This is a genomic window from Sphingomonas sp. IC4-52 (assembly GCF_020707225.1).
In the GTDB taxonomy this organism is placed as follows: Bacteria; Pseudomonadota; Alphaproteobacteria; order Sphingomonadales; family Sphingomonadaceae; genus Sphingomonas.
This window is the reverse complement of the sequence record NZ_JAJFEU010000001.1, coordinates 132,767-148,928: the sequence shown is the minus strand read 5'-3', so window position 1 is coordinate 148,928 and position 16,162 is coordinate 132,767. Positions and strand designations below refer to the sequence as shown.

Here is a 16,162-nt window from a genome sequence, read left to right as displayed (position 1 = left end):
GGCCGGGGCGGCGATGCCGGCGATCACTTCCTGTACGTCACCTTCTTCACGCCTTCGACGATTTTGTCGGACGAGATCAGCGCCAGCTTCTCGAGGTTCGCCGCATAGGGAAGCGGCACGTCCTCGTTGCACACGCGCACGACCGGGGCGTCCAAGTCGTCGAAACCTTCTTCCATGCAGATCGCGATGATCTCACTGGCGATCGAGCAGGTTGGCCAGCCTTCCTCGGCTACGACCATGCGATTGGTCTTGGCGAGGCTCTTGAGCACGGTGTCCTTGTCGAGCGGGCGCAGCGTGCGAAGGTCGATCACTTCCGCGTCGATCCCCTCACCGGCCAGCTTCTCGGCGGCTTCGAGCGCTAGGCCAACGCCGATCGAATAGCTGACGATCGTCACGTCCTTGCCTTCTCGCATGACGCGGGCCTTGCCGATCGGCAGAACCCAATCGTCGAGCTTGGGCACTTCAAACGACCGGCCGTAGAGCAGCTCGTTCTCGAGGAACACTACCGGATCCTCGCTGCGGATCGCCGCCTTCAGCAGCCCCTTTGCGTCAGCCGCGTCGTAGGGCGCGATGACGATGAGGCCCGGCACGCTGGCGTACCATGGGCCGTAGTTCTGGGAGTGCTGCGCGGCGACACGGCTGGCGGCGCCGTTGGGCCCGCGGAAGACGATCGGGCAGCGCATCTGCCCACCGGACATATAGTTCGTCTTTGCAGCCGAATTCACGATGTGGTCGATCGCCTGCATCGCGAAGTTGAACGTCATGAACTCGACGATCGGGCGAAGACCACCCATGGCGGCGCCCGTGCCGACGCCGGCGAAGCCGTATTCGGTAATTGGCGTGTCGATGACACGGCGGTCGCCGAACTCGTCCAGCAGCCCCTGGGTCACCTTGTACGCGCCCTGGTACTGCGCGACTTCCTCACCCATCACGAACACACGCTCGTCGGCGCGCATTTCCTCGGCCATCGCGTCGCGCAGGGCCTCACGAACGGTGACCTTCACCATTTCGGTGCCTTCGGGGACCGTAGGGTCGGTCACCTCCGCGTCGTGCTTCGCCGCCTCGAACATCTGCCGAGCGCCGGTCTCAACCTTCTCCTGCGCCGGGTGTGCGGAGTCCTCGACCTTGTCGGCCTTCTTCTCGTCCGCCTTGGCTTCCGGAGCGGCGGTGTCTTCCTTTGTCGCGGCAGGATCGCTGGTGCCCGCGGGCGCCGCGTCGGCGCCCTCGCCTTCCAGCTGCATGATCACCGTGCCGACCTTCACATTGTCGGTGCCCTCGGCGATCAGGATCTTGCTGACCACGCCTTCGTCGACCGCCTCGAACTCCATCGTGGCCTTGTCGGTCTCGATCTCGGCCATGATGTCGCCGGACTTCACCGTGTCGCCTTCCTTGACGAGCCACTTGGCGAGCGTGCCCTCTTCCATCGTGGGGGAGAGCGCCGGCATCTTGATGTCGATCGCCATCTCAATACTTCTCCACCAGCACGTCGGTATAGAGTTCCTTGGGATCGGGTTCGGGGGTGCTCTCCGCGAAATCGGCAGATTCGTTCACGACCTTGCGGATCTCGGTCTCGATGGCCTTCAGCTCGTCTTCCCTGACGCCCTGCGCATCAAGCAGCTTCTTCACATGCTCGATCGGATCGGACTTTTCTCGAACCGCCTGCACTTCCTCGCGGCTGCGATACTTGGCCGGGTCGGACATGGAGTGGCCGCGATAGCGATAGGTCTTCATCTCGAGGATGATCGGCCCCTTGCCGGATCGCACCCATTCAAGCGCCGCCTCGGCTGCGCCGCGCGCCGCGAGCACGTCCATGCCGTCGACCTGGATGCCCGGGATGCGGAAGCTCTCGCCACGGCGATACAGCTGGTCCTCGGCCGACGCACGGTTGACGCTCGTGCCCATGGCATATTGATTATTCTCGATGACGAAAATGACGGGCAGCTTCCACAGCTCCGCCATGTTGAAGCTTTCGTACACCTGCCCCTGGTTCGCCGCACCATCGCCGAAATAGGCCAGGCACACGCCGCCATCGTTGTTGTACTTGTGCGCAAAGCCAAGTCCGGCGCCCAGCGACACCTGCGCGCCCACGATGCCGTGCCCGCCGTAGAACTTATGCTCGACGCTGAACATGTGCATCGAGCCGCCCTTCCCCTTGGAGATGCCGGCCTGACGCCCGGTCAGCTCCGCCATCACATCCTTGGGCGGGATGCCGCAGAGCAGCATGTGGCCGTGGTCGCGGTAGCCGGTGATAACGCTGTCCTTCTCGGTCAGCGCGGACTGCAGGCCGACCGCAACGGCCTCCTGGCCGATGTACAGGTGGCAAAAGCCGCCGATCAGGCCGAGGCCATAAAGCTGGCCAGCCTTTTCTTCGAAGCGCCGGATGAGCAGCATGTCCTTGTAGAACTGCAGCAGCTCGTCCTTCGACGCTTCATAGGGCTGCGGCTCGTTCGGGCGCTCACGATTGGGTACGGGGGGTTCGGCGCTCTTCGCGCGGGATGTTCTTGCCACGGGGCTGGACCTCGCAGGTTCCTGGGGAAAAGGGAGAAGCCGGCCTATAAGCCTCAACGGGCGGCGCGCGCAACGCCGCGGCATTGCCCGTTGTGCCTGTTTGACGGGCGACTTAAGTCCGCCGGTGCATGTCAGCCGCTGTTCATCCGCTCCGCATCGCCAATTACCGCAGTTATTGGCTGGCCCGCCTCGCCAGCACCATTGCGCAATCGGCCCTCGCCATCGTGCTCGGCTGGCAGGTGTACAGCCTCGCGCGCGAAACCATGGACATCCGGGAGGCCGCCTTTCTGCTCGGCATGATCGGCCTCGCCCAGTTCATTCCCCTGTTCCTGCTGACGCCGGTCGTGGGGTTGATCGCGGACACGATCGATCGCCGCTGGATCGTGCGGGGCACCACCACCCTGCTTGCCGCCAATGTGATGTTGCTGGGTCTGGCGACGTGGGAGGGATGGATCAGCCTGCCGGTTCTGTTCGGCGCCGCGGTGCTGGTTGGCGTCGCGCGCGCCTTCGCCGGCCCGGCCTATGGCGCATTGGCGCCTAACCTTGTCCCGCGCGAAAGCCTGCCCAGCGCGATCGCCCTTGGTTCCATTGCCATGCAGGTCGGGTTCATCGCCGGCCCCAGCGTGGGCGGCCTCTTGTTCGCGATCGGCCCGATCACCGCTTATGCCGGTATGGCTGCGATGTTCCTGCTCGCGCTGGTCATGTTGCTCACCATCAGGCGCGTGCCGCAGCCTCCGGCGCAGAAGGACCGGCGCCCGCTCGCCCGGATTGTCGACGGCTTCGCCTATGTGAAGCGCAACCGGCTGGTACAGGCGGCAATCACGCTGGATCTGTTCGCCGTGCTTCTCGCCGGGGCGACTGCCCTGCTCCCGATCTATGCACGCGACATCCTGCATGTCGGTCCCACCGGCCTTGGCTTGCTGGCCGCCGGCATGGGAATTGGTGCTTCGCTGACCGGCGTCTTCCTGTCCTTTCGTCCGATGACCACCGATGTCGGGCGCAAGATGCTGATCGCGGTTCTCATCTTCGGGCTCGCCATCCTGACGTTCGGGATCTCGAAGAACTTCGCGCTCAGCCTCGCCGCGCTGATCGTGGCGGGCAGCGCAGACATGGTGTCGATGTACGTGCGCGGCTCGCTCATCCAGCTTCACACGCCTGATGAAATGCGCGGCCGCGTCAGTGCCGTCAGTCAGCTCACCATTTCCGCCTCCAACGAACTGGGCGAGGCGGAAAGCGGCCTCATGGCGTCACTGCTTGGCCCCGTTGGCGCCGTGGTGGTTGGCGGCGTCGGCGCAATCGCCGTCACCCTTTTGTGGTCGCGGTTGTTTCCGGAACTGAAGCAAGCCAAAACCTTTGACCCGCCAGAGGCACCCTTGTCGGTGGTGCCGCCCGAAACCCAGCACGGAGTAGCTCAGCCATGAAGGCGAACACGATCCTCGAGACGATCGGCAACACGCCGCACATTCGCGTGCAGCGGCTGTTTCCGGGATCAGAGGTCTGGATCAAGTCGGAACGGTCGAACCCAGGCGGCTCGATCAAGGATCGTATCGCACTCGCCATGATCGAGGCAGCGGAGGCATCCGGCGACCTGAAGCCCGGTGGCACGATCATCGAGCCGACCAGCGGCAACACCGGCATCGGCCTCGCGATGGTGGCCGCGGTGAAGGGCTACAAGCTCGTCCTCGTCATGCCGGAAAGCATGTCGCTGGAACGCCGACGCCTGATGCTGGCTTATGGTGCGACCTTTGATCTCACCCCACGTGAAAAGGGCATGAAGGGGTCGATCGAACGCGCGCTGGAACTGGTGGAAACCACGCCCAATGCCTGGATGCCGCAGCAGTTCGAAAATGCCGCAAATATCGACGTTCACGTCCGCACGACGGCACAGGAAATCCTGAACGACTTCCGCGATGCCCCGATCGACGTGCTGATCACTGGCGTCGGCACCGGCGGCCATATCACCGGGGTTGCCGAAACCCTGAAGAGGGAATGGCCGAACCTGAAAGTGTTCGCGGTCGAGCCCGCGGCGTCGCCCGTCATCAGCGGTGGCCAGCCCGGCCCGCACCCCATCCAGGGGATCGGCGCAGGCTTCATTCCGGCAAACCTCCACACTCAGGCGTTGGATGGCGTCATTGAGGTGGATGCGAATGTCGCCAAGGACATGGCGCGCCGCGCCGCGCGCGAAGAGGGCATGCTCGTCGGCATCTCCTCGGGCGCTACGCTGGCGGCGATCCTCCAGAAGCTGCCTGACCTGCCTGACGGTGCCCGCGTCCTTGGTTTCAACTATGACACCGGCGAGCGCTACCTGTCGGTGCCGGAGTTCCTGCCGGAGGCGTAAGGCACTGCATTCAGCCGCTGCGATGTCGATCCGAACACGGTTCGCCTTGAACGCGTCCTCCCGGGATTGTCTCGGGAGGACGTCGCGGCTTTGCGCAGCGGCCAGCAGCGCTGTCAGCTTCGCCGCACGGGGAAATTAGGTTAAGCGCGCCCCGTGCCGACCTTTCGACCGCTTCACCTCATCCTTGCTGCCATCGCGCTTGCCGCGATCGCCTTGCCGCTGATCGTCACTCATCTGGTGCCGCACGCTGCCGTTGAGATCGGAGAGCCGATCATCCTTTCACAACGCGCTGTTGTTCCCCAGGCCGCGCCACCGCCCGTCGAGCCGGTCGAATATGCCGAGATCGCGCCGGAGGATGCCCGCGCCATCAACGCCGCCGTTCCGTTCGTGAAGGGCCCCGTGCCGCCGGCCCGCCCGTTCCGCTTCGTCGGCGGCACGGAGGAATTCGCCCGCGCAACAGATTGCCTCGCCGCCGTGGCTTATTACGAGGCTGGCGATGATGCCGTTGGCGAACGCGCCGTCGTTCAGGTCGTCCTGAACCGTCTGCGCCACCCCGCCTTTCCGAAGACGGTCTGCGGCGTGGTTTTCCAGGGCGCGGAGCGGACCACCGGCTGCCAGTTCACCTTTACCTGCGATGGGGCGCTCCGCCGTACGCCATCGCCTGCCGCATGGACGCGCGCGCGGGACATCGCCGCCAAGGCGCTTCGCGGATCCGTGTACAAGCCGGTTGGCTGGGCAACGCACTATCACACCGACTGGGTGGTGCCTTACTGGAGCTCAAGCCTGGACAAGATCGCTGAGGTCAACACGCACCTCTTCTTCCGGTGGACTGGCTGGTGGGGCACTGGCCCCGCGTTCAATCGCGGGCAGCAGCCGGGCGAAGCGACCATCCCGCAACTCGCGGCGATTTCCGAATATCACCGCGGCGGCGCCCCCTTGGCTGATGACGTTCAGTTGGCCGAGGCCGTTCCGTTCTTCGGCCGCACCCCGGCGCCGCTCGCCGGCGATCGCGACACGTTTCTGACCATGCTCAATCCTGCGCAGGCCGACACTTTCCAGGGGATGGCGCTCGCCTCCTGCGGTGAGCGTCCCCGCTGCAAGTTCATGGGCTGGACGGAGCCGGACGCCATGGCGTTCACACTCCCGCTCACCCCCGAACAGATGAACGCCATGTCGTTCAGCTACATCCGCGATCGCGGCAGCAACTTCGAGCGGGCGCTGTGGAACTGCGAGGAGTTCAAGAAACGGGCCCCCTGCATGAAGCGAATGACCCTTCGTGCCGCTCCCGCTCCACAAGAGAATCTGCGCGGGCCCGCCGAGCTGGAAGGCGTACGTCGCAAGGCTGATGCCATAGAGCCGCCGCCGGGGAACGCCGCCGGGGTCGAATAAACAGGCGGTCCGGCCGATAAATCTCCATCCCGCGCGCCGGCCGCCAGCAAGAGTGCCTCACGAACACAGGAAGGTCGGCAACCCTCACCTGAGAAAAATCATGCCGGGAAGCGCGAACGCCCCCGGCATGAATTGAACGTCACATCGTACCAACGCTGATCACGCGGCGCGGAACATCTCCGGCGGCAGGGCCATCAGCGCCTCGGCACCACCCTCGATCTGGCGCCGGAAGGAGCCCGCCTCCGGCAGCACACGCTCGGCAAAGAAGCGTGCGGTCACCAGCTTCGCTTCGAGGAACGCAGCATCACCCTCGCCCGCGTCCTTCAGCGCCGCCGCAGCCACCGCCATGCGCAGCCACATGAGGCCGACCGACACGACACCCAGCAGATGCATGTAGGGCACGGCACCAGCACCGATGTTGTTCGGGTTGGAGATGTTACCCATGAACCACATGGTCGCGGCCTGTAGCTCACCCAGCGCCTTCTCGAGGCGGGTGGCCAGATCGGCCGCCGGGCCGCTCTTCGCCGCCGCGCATTCCTGCGCCACGATCTTGAAGAATAGCTGGATTGCGCGGCCACCATTCATCGCCAGCTTGCGGCCCACGAGGTCCATCGCCTGCACGCCATTGGTGCCTTCGTAGATCATCGCGATGCGCGCATCGCGGACGTACTGCTCCATCCCCCACTCCTGGATGTAGCCGTGGCCGCCATAGACCTGCTGCGCATCGGTCGCGATCTGGTAGCCCTTGTCGGTGCCGACACCCTTGATGACTGGGGTCAGCAGCCCGATCAGATCAGCCGCTTCCTGGCGTGCGGCCTCGTCCTCGGCATTATGCTCCAGATCGACCTGAAGCGCGCCCCACAGGCAGAGCGCACGCAGACCCTCTAGCCACGCCTTCCCATTCATCAGCATGCGGCGCACGTCCGGATGGACGAACAGCGTGTCTGCCTTCTCGTCAGGCTCGGCAGCACCGGTCAGCGCCCGGCCCTGGCGGCGATCCTCGGCGTACTGCACCGCATTCTGATAGGCCGTCTCGCCGACCGCGAGGCCTTGCAGGCCGACACCGAGACGCGCCGCGTTCATCATGATGAACATGGCGGCCAGACCCTTCATCTCCTCGCCGACGAGCCAGCCGGTCGCGCCGTCATAGTTGAGGACGCACGTGGCGTTGCCGTGAATGCCCATCTTGTGCTCGATCGAGCCGCAGGAGACGGCGTTGCGCTCGCCCAGCGAACCGTCGTCGTTCACCATCACCTTAGGCACCACGAACAGGCTGATGCCCTTCGAACTGTCCGGCGCGCCCGGCGTCTTGGCGAGGACGAGGTGGATGATGTTCTCGGTCAGGTCATGCTCGCCGGCCGAGATGAAGATCTTGGTGCCGGTGATCTTGTACGAACCGTCAGCCTGCGGCTCGGCGCGGGTGCGGATGAGGCCCAGGTCCGTGCCGCACTGCGGCTCGGTCAGGTTCATGGTGCCGCCCCATTCGCCGGACACCATCTTGGGCAGATACTTCTCCTGCTGCTCCGGCGAGCCCTTCGCCACCAGCGCCGCGATGGCGCCATGCGCCAGGCCCGGGTACATGGCGAACGCCATGTTGGAGGAGATCATATATTCCTGGAACGCGGTCGAGATGACATGCGGCATCCCCTGCCCGCCGAACGCTTCCGGCGCGGACAGCGTGCCCCAGCCGGACTCGACGAACTGCTTGTACGCTTCCTTGAAACCGGCCGGCGTCGTGACCGATCCGTCCTCATGCCGGGTGCAGCCTTCCTGGTCGCCCGACTGGTTCAGCGGGAACAGCACCTCGGCAACGAAGCGCCCGCCTTCTTCCAGCACGGCGTCCACCGTGTCCGGCGTCGCTGCGGCAAAGCCGGGCACGTTGGCGTAGCGGGACAGGCCGACGACATGCTCCAGGACGAAGCGGGTGTCGCGCACCGGCGGTGTATATTGCGGCATGAGGGGTCAGTCCTTGTTTTCGGGATAGTCGATCAGGGAAACGAAGTCTTCTAGCTCGGCGATGGCGGCGTCGAGGTCGCGCTTTTGGGCGTTCAGCGCGTCAATGCGAGCGCGACAACGCGCGATGGTGACGGCGCGCTGCGTGTGCCGCCCGTCGCCGATGTCATAAAGGTCGATCATCTCGCGGATCTCGGCGAGGCTGAAACCCACGCGCTTGCCGCGCAGGATCCAGGCGAGCCGGGCGCGATCACGATGCGAATAAATCCGCGCCGTGCCGCGCCGCTCCGGCGCAATCAGCCCCTCGTCCTCGTAGAAGCGCAATGCACGAGGCGTCACGCTGAACTCGGCGGCGAGATCGCTGATGGTGAAGTGGGTTCGATCCGCGCGGGGCGGAAGCGAGTCAAAAACGCCAGCAACCGACATGCCGGATCATCTAACTTCCGCTTACGTGAACGTCAACCGCAGAGCGGCTGCTTGTCAGGTCCTCGCATGGCGCGTGCCTCGGCCTCCGCGTCGCTCAACCGGCTGGCGCTCAGCGCTGTCAGCGTTGCGCGGCCAGTGCAGCGGGTGTCGCAGGCGCTGGGAAGGGTCGCGGGGAAGGACACTCGCCCGCCGTCGAAATCTGCCTCGAACGTGCATTCGTCGCCGAACTCGAACCGCAGCTTGGTGCGCCCGCTCGCTGTGCCCCGCGCAACGCAGCTTTGGCGATCGCCATAGTCGACGCTGGCGCCCACGCGGTAGCCACCCTCCTGGGGCACGATGCAGACACGGTCGGTTTCGGAGGCATACGCGCCCACCGGATTCAGCTTTGCCGGATCAGTGACGATGCCTGCATCTATGGCCGCTTGCTCCAGCGCCGCTCCTGCCCCGGCGCCGCCAGCGCCATCTGCCGCATCCGGTTTGCCCCGTTCACAACCGGCAAGCAAAAGGCCAATCGCCAGCGCGGCCGGCACTGCTCTCAACCGACGCGCTCCAGCCCCTCGGGCACGATGCGGCGATAGAAGCAGGATCGCGCATCTGTGTGGCAGGCAGGGCCCGCCGGCTCTGCAATGATCCAGATGGCATCTTGGTCGCAATCGATCCGCATCTCACGCACGCTCAGCACATGGCCCGAGGTCTCGCCCTTCACCCAAAGCGACTGGCGGCTACGCGACCAGAACGTCGCCTTCCCGGTCTCGCGAGTCGCCGCGAGCGCCTCGGCATTCATATGCGCGACCATCAGCAACTCGCCCGTGGCTGAATCGGTCACAACGGCGGTCACCAGGCCCGCCGCATCATATTTGGGATCAAGGGCCAGGCCCTGTTCGCGCGCATCAGTCATGGCGCGCTCTTATCCGGGCGGCGGGGCGAATCGCCAGCCTGGTTGTCCGCTGTCGGGCGGGATCACTTGTGGTTGCGGATCGCGTCCACCAATTCCGCCTTGTTCATCTTTGATCGACCCTGGATGCCGATTTCCTGCGCTTCTTCGTACAGGTCGTCCTTGGTTCGCTCCTCCAGGCGAGTGCTGCGGTGATCGAGGGACCCGTTCGCCTTCGCATTCGCGATTCGCGCTGCTTTTTCCTTTGATTCGCCCTTTTTGCGCAGCTCCTCGTACAGCCGGTCGTCCTTGATTTGCGCGCCGTGATCTTTGGCCATTGGCTGTCTCCTCTCGCGCGCAAACAACCGATCGACGATCCATTCGCTCCGCCCCCATGACAAATCGGCGACAAGCGCTATATGGACCGCGCACGACGCGAGCCCCCACGCCATGCTGACCACCAATCCTTTCGACGACGACCATCTGCACGAGGAGTGCGGCATCTTTGGAGTCTCCGGCTCCGATGGTGCAGCTGCCCTGGTTGCGCTTGGGCTTCATGCCCTGCAGCACCGCGGCCAGGAGGCCGCCGGCATCACCTCCTTTGATGGCACCAACTTCCACACCAAGAAGGCGATGGGCCACGTCGCCGGCAATTTCGACAGCGAGGCCGTGATCGGTGCGCTGCCGGGCAAGGTTGCCTGTGGCCACGTCCGCTATTCCACCACCGGCGAAACAGCGCTGCGCAACGTCCAGCCGCTGTATGCCGAGTTGGCCAGTGGCGGCTTCGCGGTGGCGCACAATGGCAACATTTCCAATGCCATGAAGGTGCGGCGCGAGCTGATCCGGCGCGGTTCGATCTTTCAGTCGACCAGCGATACCGAAACGATCATCCACCTGGTCGCGACATCCAACTACCGCACCCTGCTCGATCGCTTCATCGATGCGCTGAAGCAGGTGGAAGGCGCCTATGCGCTGATCGTGATGACGCCGGAGGGCATGATTGCCTGCCGCGATCCGCTCGGCATCCGCCCGCTTGTCATGGGCAAGCTCAACGATTCGATCATCTTCGCCAGCGAGACCGTCGCGCTTGACGTGGTCGGCGCGGAGTTCGTCCGCACGGTGGAGCCGGGCGAGCTGGTGATCGTGCAGGGCACGGAAATGCGTTCGATCCGCCCCTTCGGCCCGGTCGCCCCGCGCCCGTGCATCTTCGAATGGGTCTATTTCTCCCGCCCCGACTCGATCGTGGACGATCACTCCGTCTATTCCGTCCGCAAATCGATCGGGCAGCAGCTCGCCATCGAAGCGCCGGTCGAGGCTGATCTCGTCATCCCGGTCCCTGATTCGGGCGTTCCCGCTGCCATCGGCTATGCGCAGGAAAGTGGGATCCCGTTTGAGCTCGGCATCATCCGTTCGCATTATGTCGGCCGCACCTTCATCCAGCCGGGTGACAAGGTCCGCCATCTCGGCGTCAAGCTGAAGCACAACGCCAATCGCGCGCTCATCCAGGGCAAGCGGGTCGTGCTGATCGACGATTCCATCGTCCGCGGCACCACCAGCCTCAAGATCGTTCAGATGATGCGCGAGGCCGGTGCGGCGGAAGTGCACATGCGCATCGCCAGCCCGCCGACGAAGCACAGCTGCTTCTACGGCGTCGACACGCCGGAACGCGCCAAGCTGCTGGCGGCAACCCATGATCTCGGCGCGATGACCGACTTCATCCATGCCGATAGCCTTGCCTTCGTGTCGATCGACGGCCTGTACAAGGCGCTGGGGCAAAAGGGCCGGTCGCAGTTCCGCCCGGGTTATTGCGACGCCTGCTTCACCGGCGATTACCCGACCACGTTGACCGACCATGACGATACTGCCGCCGTGGATCAGTTCGCGATGCTCGAGGAACGCGTCGCCTAACCACCTTGGCGTGCCCTCGCCTCGAGGGCACGCATCGGGTTCCCGCCGGCGCGCGGACCCGCCTGCCTGGGATTCTGGATGAACAAGCCGCTTGAGAACAAACTCGCCCTCGTCACTGGCGCGAGCCGCGGGATCGGCGCCGCCACGGCAATCGCCCTTGCCGCACAGGGAGCCCATGTTGTCGTCACTGCCCGTACGGCCAAGGCGCTGGAGGAAGTCGAGCAGACGATCTTCGACGCTGGTGGCTCGGCCACGATTGCTCCGCTTGATCTGACGGAAAAGGATTCGATCGCCCGGCTCGCCGCCGCGATTTCCGAACGGTGGAAGGCGCTGGACGTGATGGTGCTCAACGCTGCCACGCTGGGCACGCTCGCCGCGGTGCCCGCGATCGACGCGAAGGAGCTCGCCGCCGTCCTGACGCTGAACGTCTCGGCCCAGGCCGCGCTCATCCAGGCCTTCGACCCGCTCCTTCGTCAATCCGACGCTGGCAAGGTGATCGGCATCACCTCGTCCGTCGGGCGTAAGCCGCGCGCGTACTGGGGCGCTTATGGCGCGTCCAAGGCGGCGTTTGAAACGCTGCTCGGCGCCTATGGGGACGAGGTCTCCGAAATCAGCCGCGTGCGGACCGCGATTATCGATCCGGGTGCCACCCGCACGAAGATGCGCGCCCGCGCCTATCCCGGCGAAGATCCGGCATCGGTGAAGCCGCCGGAAGCCGTGGCGGATCACATTACGGCGCTCGTAATCAACGGCTTCGAAACCGGCCTCTGGGAGCGGGTTCCCGGCTGATCGACCTCCTGCCCGACGCGATCAGTCGCGTCGGGCGGACTACCGCCAGGGCAGCGCGCGCATCAGCGCCGCTCCCGCGGCTTGCTACGCTACTGAGCCGCTACTGCCGAGCGGCCGCAAACAGCTTCTCCAGAAAAGCCATTCGCGCCTGCGACAGGTCGGTCCCGGTCGCCTTGGGCCAAGCGGATACCATCGCGATCACCGTCCGGCTTTTCGGATCGACGGTGATGCTCTGGCCGAAGATCCCCTGCCCCCCGAACCGATCCTCCGGATAGGTCCACCATTGATAGCCATAGCCGAAGCCGGGCCGCCCGGTGGAGGCATGGGCGCGCGTCGCCTCGGCAAACCAGCCGGTGGGAACCACGCCCGCGCCGCCTTCCAGCGCCAGCTGCCCCATGCGAGCGTAGTCCCGCAACGAGACGGACAGGCAGCAACCCGCCACTTCACGCCCGGCAGGATCGATCATCCAGTAAGCGTCACGCTCCATGCCATATCGGCGCCAAACGGTTTCGCTAAGGTAGGTCGCCAGCGGCTTCTTAACGGCATTGCCGACCAGCACACCGATCAGGTTCGTCTCGCCGGTCTTGTACACCCACTTCGTGCCCGGCTCCGCCTCGCGCGGCAGGGTGCGCATATAGGCGACGCTGGGGTCCATGCCGGGGGGCACGGCAATGGAGAACATCCGCGCCACGTCGGATTTCGGATCGGTATAATCCTCGTTCCACTTCACACCCGAGGTCATCGTCAGCAGTTGCGCGATCGTCACGCCATCATAGGCGCTTCCGGAAAGGTCGGGGATGTACTTCGTGACCGGCTCCTCCACGGATCGGATGAAGCCGTCCCGGATTGCCGCACCCGCCAGCGTTGAGGTGAAGGATTTCGCCACCGAGAAGCTGGTCCAACGGCCCTCGCGAGTCAGCCCGCGGGCATAGCGTTCCAGCCGCACCTTCCCGTCCTGAACCACGATCAGGCCGGCAACATTCTGGCTCTGGATATAGGCGTCGGTCTCCGCCGCTGGCACCGGCAGTGCCTTGCCGTTCGGAAGCGGGCGGACCCGGTCGCCAGCCTTCACGACGTGGACCGGAAACTGATCCTCCATATGCGGGAAGTTCTGGTCTCGCTGCTGCTGGGACCAGAACAGAACCGCAGCACCGACCTGTTGCAGCTTGTCACGGTTGGCATCGGTAATCGGCACACCGGCGGTGATCGCCGTGGCACCTGTGTCGCGTTTGGCCGTGCTGACTGCTTCGGTTTGCCCGATTGCTGACGCCCCGGTCGCTACGGTCGAGGCAGGGCTCGCCTCCTGCTGAACCGCACATCCGCTGAGCAGAATCGCGCCCAGCGCCGCTCCCATGGCGATCCGTTTCATGCCCCCTCCTTTGCCAGCGTGATCTGCACGACGTCGATGCCGCCGCCACGAAACCCGCCTTCGCAATACATCAGGTAGAACCGCCACAAGTCAATGAAGCCGGGATCGAAGCGCGCCGGCAGGCGCCCTTCCGCCACGGCGGCATCGAACCGGATCCGCCACTGCCGCAACGTCTCCGCATAATCCTCGCCAAAGGCGTGACGATCTCGCCAGGCCAGCCCGTGGGCCTCCGCCAGCGCACGGAACCGCGGTTCGTGGATCAGCATGCCGCCAGGGAAGACGCAGGCCTGGATGAAGTCGACGTTGCTGGAATAGGCCGGCCACACATCTTCGGCGATCTTGATGAACTGGATCGCCGCCCGCCCGCCGGGCTTCAGCGCGCGTGACACCGCGGCGAGATAATCATCCCAGTAACGCTCGCCGACCGCCTCGACCATCTCGACGGAGGCGATGCCATCGTATGTTCCTTCGACGTCCCGGTAATCGGTCAGCGACGCCGCCACCGGCAGGCCGCGGGTACGGGCGGCGACGTGGCGTTGCTGCTCCTGCGCCAGGGTGATGGCGCGCACCTTGATGCCACGCTTCCCCGCCGCTTCCGCCAGCGAACCCCAGCCGCAACCGATCTCCAGCACGGTGCCACCAGCCGGCACGTCCAGCCGATCCAGGATTGCGGCCAGCTTGCGGTGCTGCCCTGCCTCCAGCGTATCTCCCGGCGCGAACAGCGCGCTGGAATAGGTCAGCGTTGGGTCAAGCCAGGCTTCGTAGAAATCGTTGCCCAGATCGTAATGCGCCGCGATGTTCCGCCGTGCATTGCGCCGATCATTGTGGCGCAGAGCATGGATCAGCCGGGCGGCAACTCGCGCCCCGCGCTTTGCCCGCGCCACGTTGCCCAGGGTGGTGCGGTTGCGCATGAACAGGTCAAAGATCGGGACTGGATCGGGGCTCGTCCAATCGCCGTCGGCCCAGGCTTCGTACCAGCCGATCGAGCCGCCCGTCACCAGCCGGCGCAACGCCCGCCAGTTCGCCACCGTCACATGCGCGATCGGCCCAGCGCCCTTTCCGCCCAGCAGCCGTCGCGTGCCATCGGGCAGCGCCGCCTCGATCGCACCCTGCTCCAGGCCGTCATCGATTCGGTCGAGGATGCGATGATAGATGGGCGCAATGCTGCGCGCCCAGCGGCTTCGTGACTGCGCCAGTTGGACCTTCCCGTGCATCGCGCGCTCATGCACCGGCGCGGGCCAGCGCGGAAGAGGTCAGCGCACCTTCCGGCCGGCGGCCAGCGCCCGTTCGCGCGCTTCGCGATGACCGATGATCTTGGGCGGATAATCGGCGGGTCGCCGACCGGCTTCTTCCGGATCATGGATGACCGCGTCAGGCAGCCCGCGCAATTCCGGAACCCAGCGACGGATGTAGGCGCCCGCGTCGAACTTCTCCGACTGGCTCAGCGGGGCCATGATCCGCCCGAACATGTTCGCGTCGATCCCGGTGCCCGCGATCCACTGCCAGTTCACGGCATTGTTGCCGTAGTCCGCGTCGACCAGCGCATCCCAGAACCAGCGTTCGCCCTCGCGCCAGTCGATCAGCAGGTGCTTCACCAGAAAACTGGCCGTGATCATGCGAACCCGGTTGTGCATCCAGCCTGTCTCCCACAGCTGCCGCATTCCTGCATCGACAATCGGATAGCCGGTTCGTCCCTGTTGCCACGCTTTCAGATCCGCAGGGGCATGGCGCCAGGGCAGGCGATCGAAATGCGGTCGCCCATTCTCGCGCGCATAGTTCGGCAGGCCCAGGATCAACCCGGCCGTGAAGTCCCGCCATGCCAGTTCGCGCCGGAACGATGCCGCCCCCTCTCCCGCTCCCGAGAGTGCATGCCACACCTGTCGCGGCGACACTTCGCCATGATGGAGATGGGGCGACAAGCGGGACGTGCCCTCCACGGACGGCAAGTTCCGGCCCTCCGCGTAATTGCGCAACGCATCCGCGAACGTATCCAGCGCATCGTTCGCGCCCTCTTCGCCCGGCGTCCATACGTCAAAGCCGGTGGCCCAGTTCGGCCGCGTGGGCAGCAGCTTCCAATCCTCGAGCCGTTCGCTTTGCGGCCACTGATCGGGCCCCGCCAGCTGATCCGGCGCGGGCAAGGGCGGGTCCGGCGGCAAGCTGGCCGAGAGGGTTCGGAAAAAGGCCGAAAACATCCGGAACTGGCCACCGCTTGCTGTGGTGACGCTCTCCGGAGGCCGGAGGTGCCCCCCCTCGTGCAAGCACAACCGCTCGCCAAGCTTCGTCTCCGCCGCGCGCCACCATGGCTCATAATGGCGAACGGCGTGGATCGCCTCCGCACCGACTTCCTCGGCCAACGCCATAAGTGTTTCCGCGGCAGGCCCTCTTCTCAAAATCAGCCGGCTGCCGTTCGCCCGCAATGATGCGTCCAGCGCCGCAAGGCTGTGGTGCAGCCACCAGCGCTGCGCTCCACCGATCCGCCACTCACCGGGTCCTTCGTTATCAAGCACATAGACCGGGATGACGGCACCCGCTGCCGAGGCGGCGAGCAGCGCGGGCTGATCCTCAAGGCGAAGATCCTGGCGGAACCAGACGATAGTGGTCATCGCAC

Annotated in this window: 15 protein-coding genes; 5 read left to right on the top strand and 10 right to left on the bottom strand. The window is 65.3% G+C overall.

Annotated elements, in window-relative coordinates; all coding sequences use genetic code 11:
• Positions 1 to 23: 23 nt before the first annotated feature.
• Both LK535_RS00650 and pdhA read right to left on the bottom strand, forming a co-directional pair.
• Positions 24 to 1,463 carry a pyruvate dehydrogenase complex E1 component subunit beta gene (locus LK535_RS00650; protein WP_227769975.1) on the bottom strand — a complete coding sequence of 480 codons (1,440 nt, stop codon included), beginning with the start codon at positions 1,461 to 1,463 and terminating at the stop codon, positions 24 to 26.
• A 1-nt stretch (position 1,464) separates the two neighbouring features.
• Complete coding sequence (pdhA, locus tag LK535_RS00645) at positions 1,465 to 2,592, bottom strand: pyruvate dehydrogenase (acetyl-transferring) E1 component subunit alpha (RefSeq protein WP_265333961.1); 1,128 nt, start codon at positions 2,590 to 2,592, stop codon at positions 1,465 to 1,467.
• A gap of 44 nt (positions 2,593 to 2,636) precedes the next feature.
• Here pdhA and LK535_RS00640 point away from each other — a divergent pair, with 44 nt between their 5' ends.
• The 3 genes from LK535_RS00640 to LK535_RS00630 all read left to right on the top strand — a co-directional run bounded on the left by LK535_RS00640 (position 2,637) and on the right by LK535_RS00630 (position 6,235).
• Positions 2,637 to 3,929, top strand: coding sequence for an MFS transporter (locus LK535_RS00640; RefSeq protein ID WP_227769973.1), 1,293 nt, complete (start codon positions 2,637 to 2,639; stop codon positions 3,927 to 3,929).
• Entirely contained in the window at positions 3,926 to 4,846 is a 921-nt protein-coding gene (gene cysK / locus LK535_RS00635) for a cysteine synthase A (RefSeq protein ID WP_227769972.1), read from the top strand. Before LK535_RS00640 ends, cysK begins: the two co-directional genes overlap by 4 nt.
• A gap of 153 nt (positions 4,847 to 4,999) precedes the next feature.
• The gene (locus LK535_RS00630; protein WP_227769971.1) at positions 5,000 to 6,235 is read left to right on the top strand and encodes a cell wall hydrolase; all 1,236 of its coding nucleotides are present in this window, start codon (positions 5,000 to 5,002) and stop codon (positions 6,233 to 6,235) included.
• Between the two features lie 159 nt (positions 6,236 to 6,394).
• Here LK535_RS00630 and LK535_RS00625 read toward each other — a convergent pair whose 3' ends face one another.
• The 5 genes from LK535_RS00625 to LK535_RS00605 form a co-directional block, all read right to left on the bottom strand.
• Entirely contained in the window at positions 6,395 to 8,191 is a 1,797-nt protein-coding gene (locus tag LK535_RS00625; RefSeq protein ID WP_227769970.1) for an acyl-CoA dehydrogenase C-terminal domain-containing protein, read from the bottom strand.
• Positions 8,192 to 8,197: 6 nt separating this feature from the next.
• Positions 8,198 to 8,614 (bottom strand): MerR family transcriptional regulator, encoded by a 417-nt coding sequence (locus LK535_RS00620; RefSeq protein ID WP_227769969.1) that lies wholly within the window; start codon positions 8,612 to 8,614, stop codon positions 8,198 to 8,200.
• A gap of 32 nt (positions 8,615 to 8,646) precedes the next feature.
• Positions 8,647 to 9,144 (bottom strand): hypothetical protein, encoded by a 498-nt coding sequence (locus LK535_RS00615; RefSeq protein WP_227771022.1) that lies wholly within the window; start codon positions 9,142 to 9,144, stop codon positions 8,647 to 8,649.
• Between the two features lie 5 nt (positions 9,145 to 9,149).
• Positions 9,150 to 9,512 (bottom strand): phosphoribosyl-AMP cyclohydrolase, encoded by a 363-nt coding sequence (gene hisI, locus LK535_RS00610; protein WP_227769968.1) that lies wholly within the window; start codon positions 9,510 to 9,512, stop codon positions 9,150 to 9,152.
• A 62-nt stretch (positions 9,513 to 9,574) separates the two neighbouring features.
• A complete protein-coding gene (locus LK535_RS00605) occupies positions 9,575 to 9,826 on the bottom strand; it encodes a Rho termination factor N-terminal domain-containing protein (RefSeq protein ID WP_227769967.1) in 252 nt (83 codons plus the stop codon).
• A 112-nt stretch (positions 9,827 to 9,938) separates the two neighbouring features.
• Here LK535_RS00605 and purF point away from each other — a divergent pair, with 112 nt between their 5' ends.
• A complete protein-coding gene (purF, locus tag LK535_RS00600; RefSeq protein WP_227769966.1) occupies positions 9,939 to 11,396 on the top strand; it encodes an amidophosphoribosyltransferase in 1,458 nt (485 codons plus the stop codon).
• Positions 11,397 to 11,474: 78 nt separating this feature from the next.
• Complete coding sequence (locus LK535_RS00595) at positions 11,475 to 12,185, top strand: SDR family NAD(P)-dependent oxidoreductase (protein WP_227769965.1); 711 nt, start codon at positions 11,475 to 11,477, stop codon at positions 12,183 to 12,185.
• A gap of 100 nt (positions 12,186 to 12,285) precedes the next feature.
• Here the strand turns inward: LK535_RS00595 and LK535_RS00590 are convergent, their stop codons facing one another.
• From LK535_RS00590 to LK535_RS00580, 3 genes are read right to left on the bottom strand one after another with little or no spacing between them, the layout of a single operon-like run.
• On the bottom strand, positions 12,286 to 13,554 hold the full coding sequence (locus LK535_RS00590) for a serine hydrolase domain-containing protein (RefSeq protein ID WP_227769964.1): 1,269 nt from the start codon (positions 13,552 to 13,554) through the stop codon (positions 12,286 to 12,288).
• Positions 13,551 to 14,768, bottom strand: a complete 1,218-nt coding sequence (locus LK535_RS00585; protein WP_227769963.1) for an SAM-dependent methyltransferase — start codon at positions 14,766 to 14,768, stop codon at positions 13,551 to 13,553. The genes LK535_RS00590 and LK535_RS00585 overlap by 4 nt, the downstream gene beginning before the upstream one ends.
• Positions 14,769 to 14,807: 39 nt before the next feature.
• Positions 14,808 to 16,157 (bottom strand): cryptochrome/photolyase family protein, encoded by a 1,350-nt coding sequence (locus tag LK535_RS00580; protein ID WP_227769962.1) that lies wholly within the window; start codon positions 16,155 to 16,157, stop codon positions 14,808 to 14,810.
• Between the last annotated feature and the right edge of the window lie 5 nt (positions 16,158 to 16,162).

What these genes read in the sequence shown, in the direction of transcription:
- LK535_RS00650 (WP_227769975.1), bottom strand. Translation starts at nt 1,463, where the DNA reads ATGGCGATCGACATCAAGATGCCGGCGCTCTCCCCCACGATGGAAGAG.
- pdhA (WP_265333961.1), bottom strand. Translation starts at nt 2,592, where the DNA reads ATGCCGCGGCGTTGCGCGCGCCGCCCGTTGAGGCTTATAGGCCGGCTT.
- LK535_RS00640 (WP_227769973.1), top strand. Translation starts at nt 2,637, where the DNA reads ATGTCAGCCGCTGTTCATCCGCTCCGCATCGCCAATTACCGCAGTTAT.
- cysK (WP_227769972.1), top strand. Translation starts at nt 3,926, where the DNA reads ATGAAGGCGAACACGATCCTCGAGACGATCGGCAACACGCCGCACATT.
- LK535_RS00625 (WP_227769970.1), bottom strand. Translation starts at nt 8,191, where the DNA reads ATGCCGCAATATACACCGCCGGTGCGCGACACCCGCTTCGTCCTGGAG.
- LK535_RS00620 (WP_227769969.1), bottom strand. Translation starts at nt 8,614, where the DNA reads ATGTCGGTTGCTGGCGTTTTTGACTCGCTTCCGCCCCGCGCGGATCGA.
- hisI (WP_227769968.1), bottom strand. Translation starts at nt 9,512, where the DNA reads ATGACTGATGCGCGCGAACAGGGCCTGGCCCTTGATCCCAAATATGAT.
- LK535_RS00605 (WP_227769967.1), bottom strand. Translation starts at nt 9,826, where the DNA reads ATGGCCAAAGATCACGGCGCGCAAATCAAGGACGACCGGCTGTACGAG.
- purF (WP_227769966.1), top strand. Translation starts at nt 9,939, where the DNA reads ATGCTGACCACCAATCCTTTCGACGACGACCATCTGCACGAGGAGTGC.
- LK535_RS00595 (WP_227769965.1), top strand. Translation starts at nt 11,475, where the DNA reads ATGAACAAGCCGCTTGAGAACAAACTCGCCCTCGTCACTGGCGCGAGC.
- LK535_RS00590 (WP_227769964.1), bottom strand. Translation starts at nt 13,554, where the DNA reads ATGAAACGGATCGCCATGGGAGCGGCGCTGGGCGCGATTCTGCTCAGC.
- LK535_RS00585 (WP_227769963.1), bottom strand. Translation starts at nt 14,768, where the DNA reads ATGCACGGGAAGGTCCAACTGGCGCAGTCACGAAGCCGCTGGGCGCGC.
- LK535_RS00580 (WP_227769962.1), bottom strand. Translation starts at nt 16,157, where the DNA reads ATGACCACTATCGTCTGGTTCCGCCAGGATCTTCGCCTTGAGGATCAG.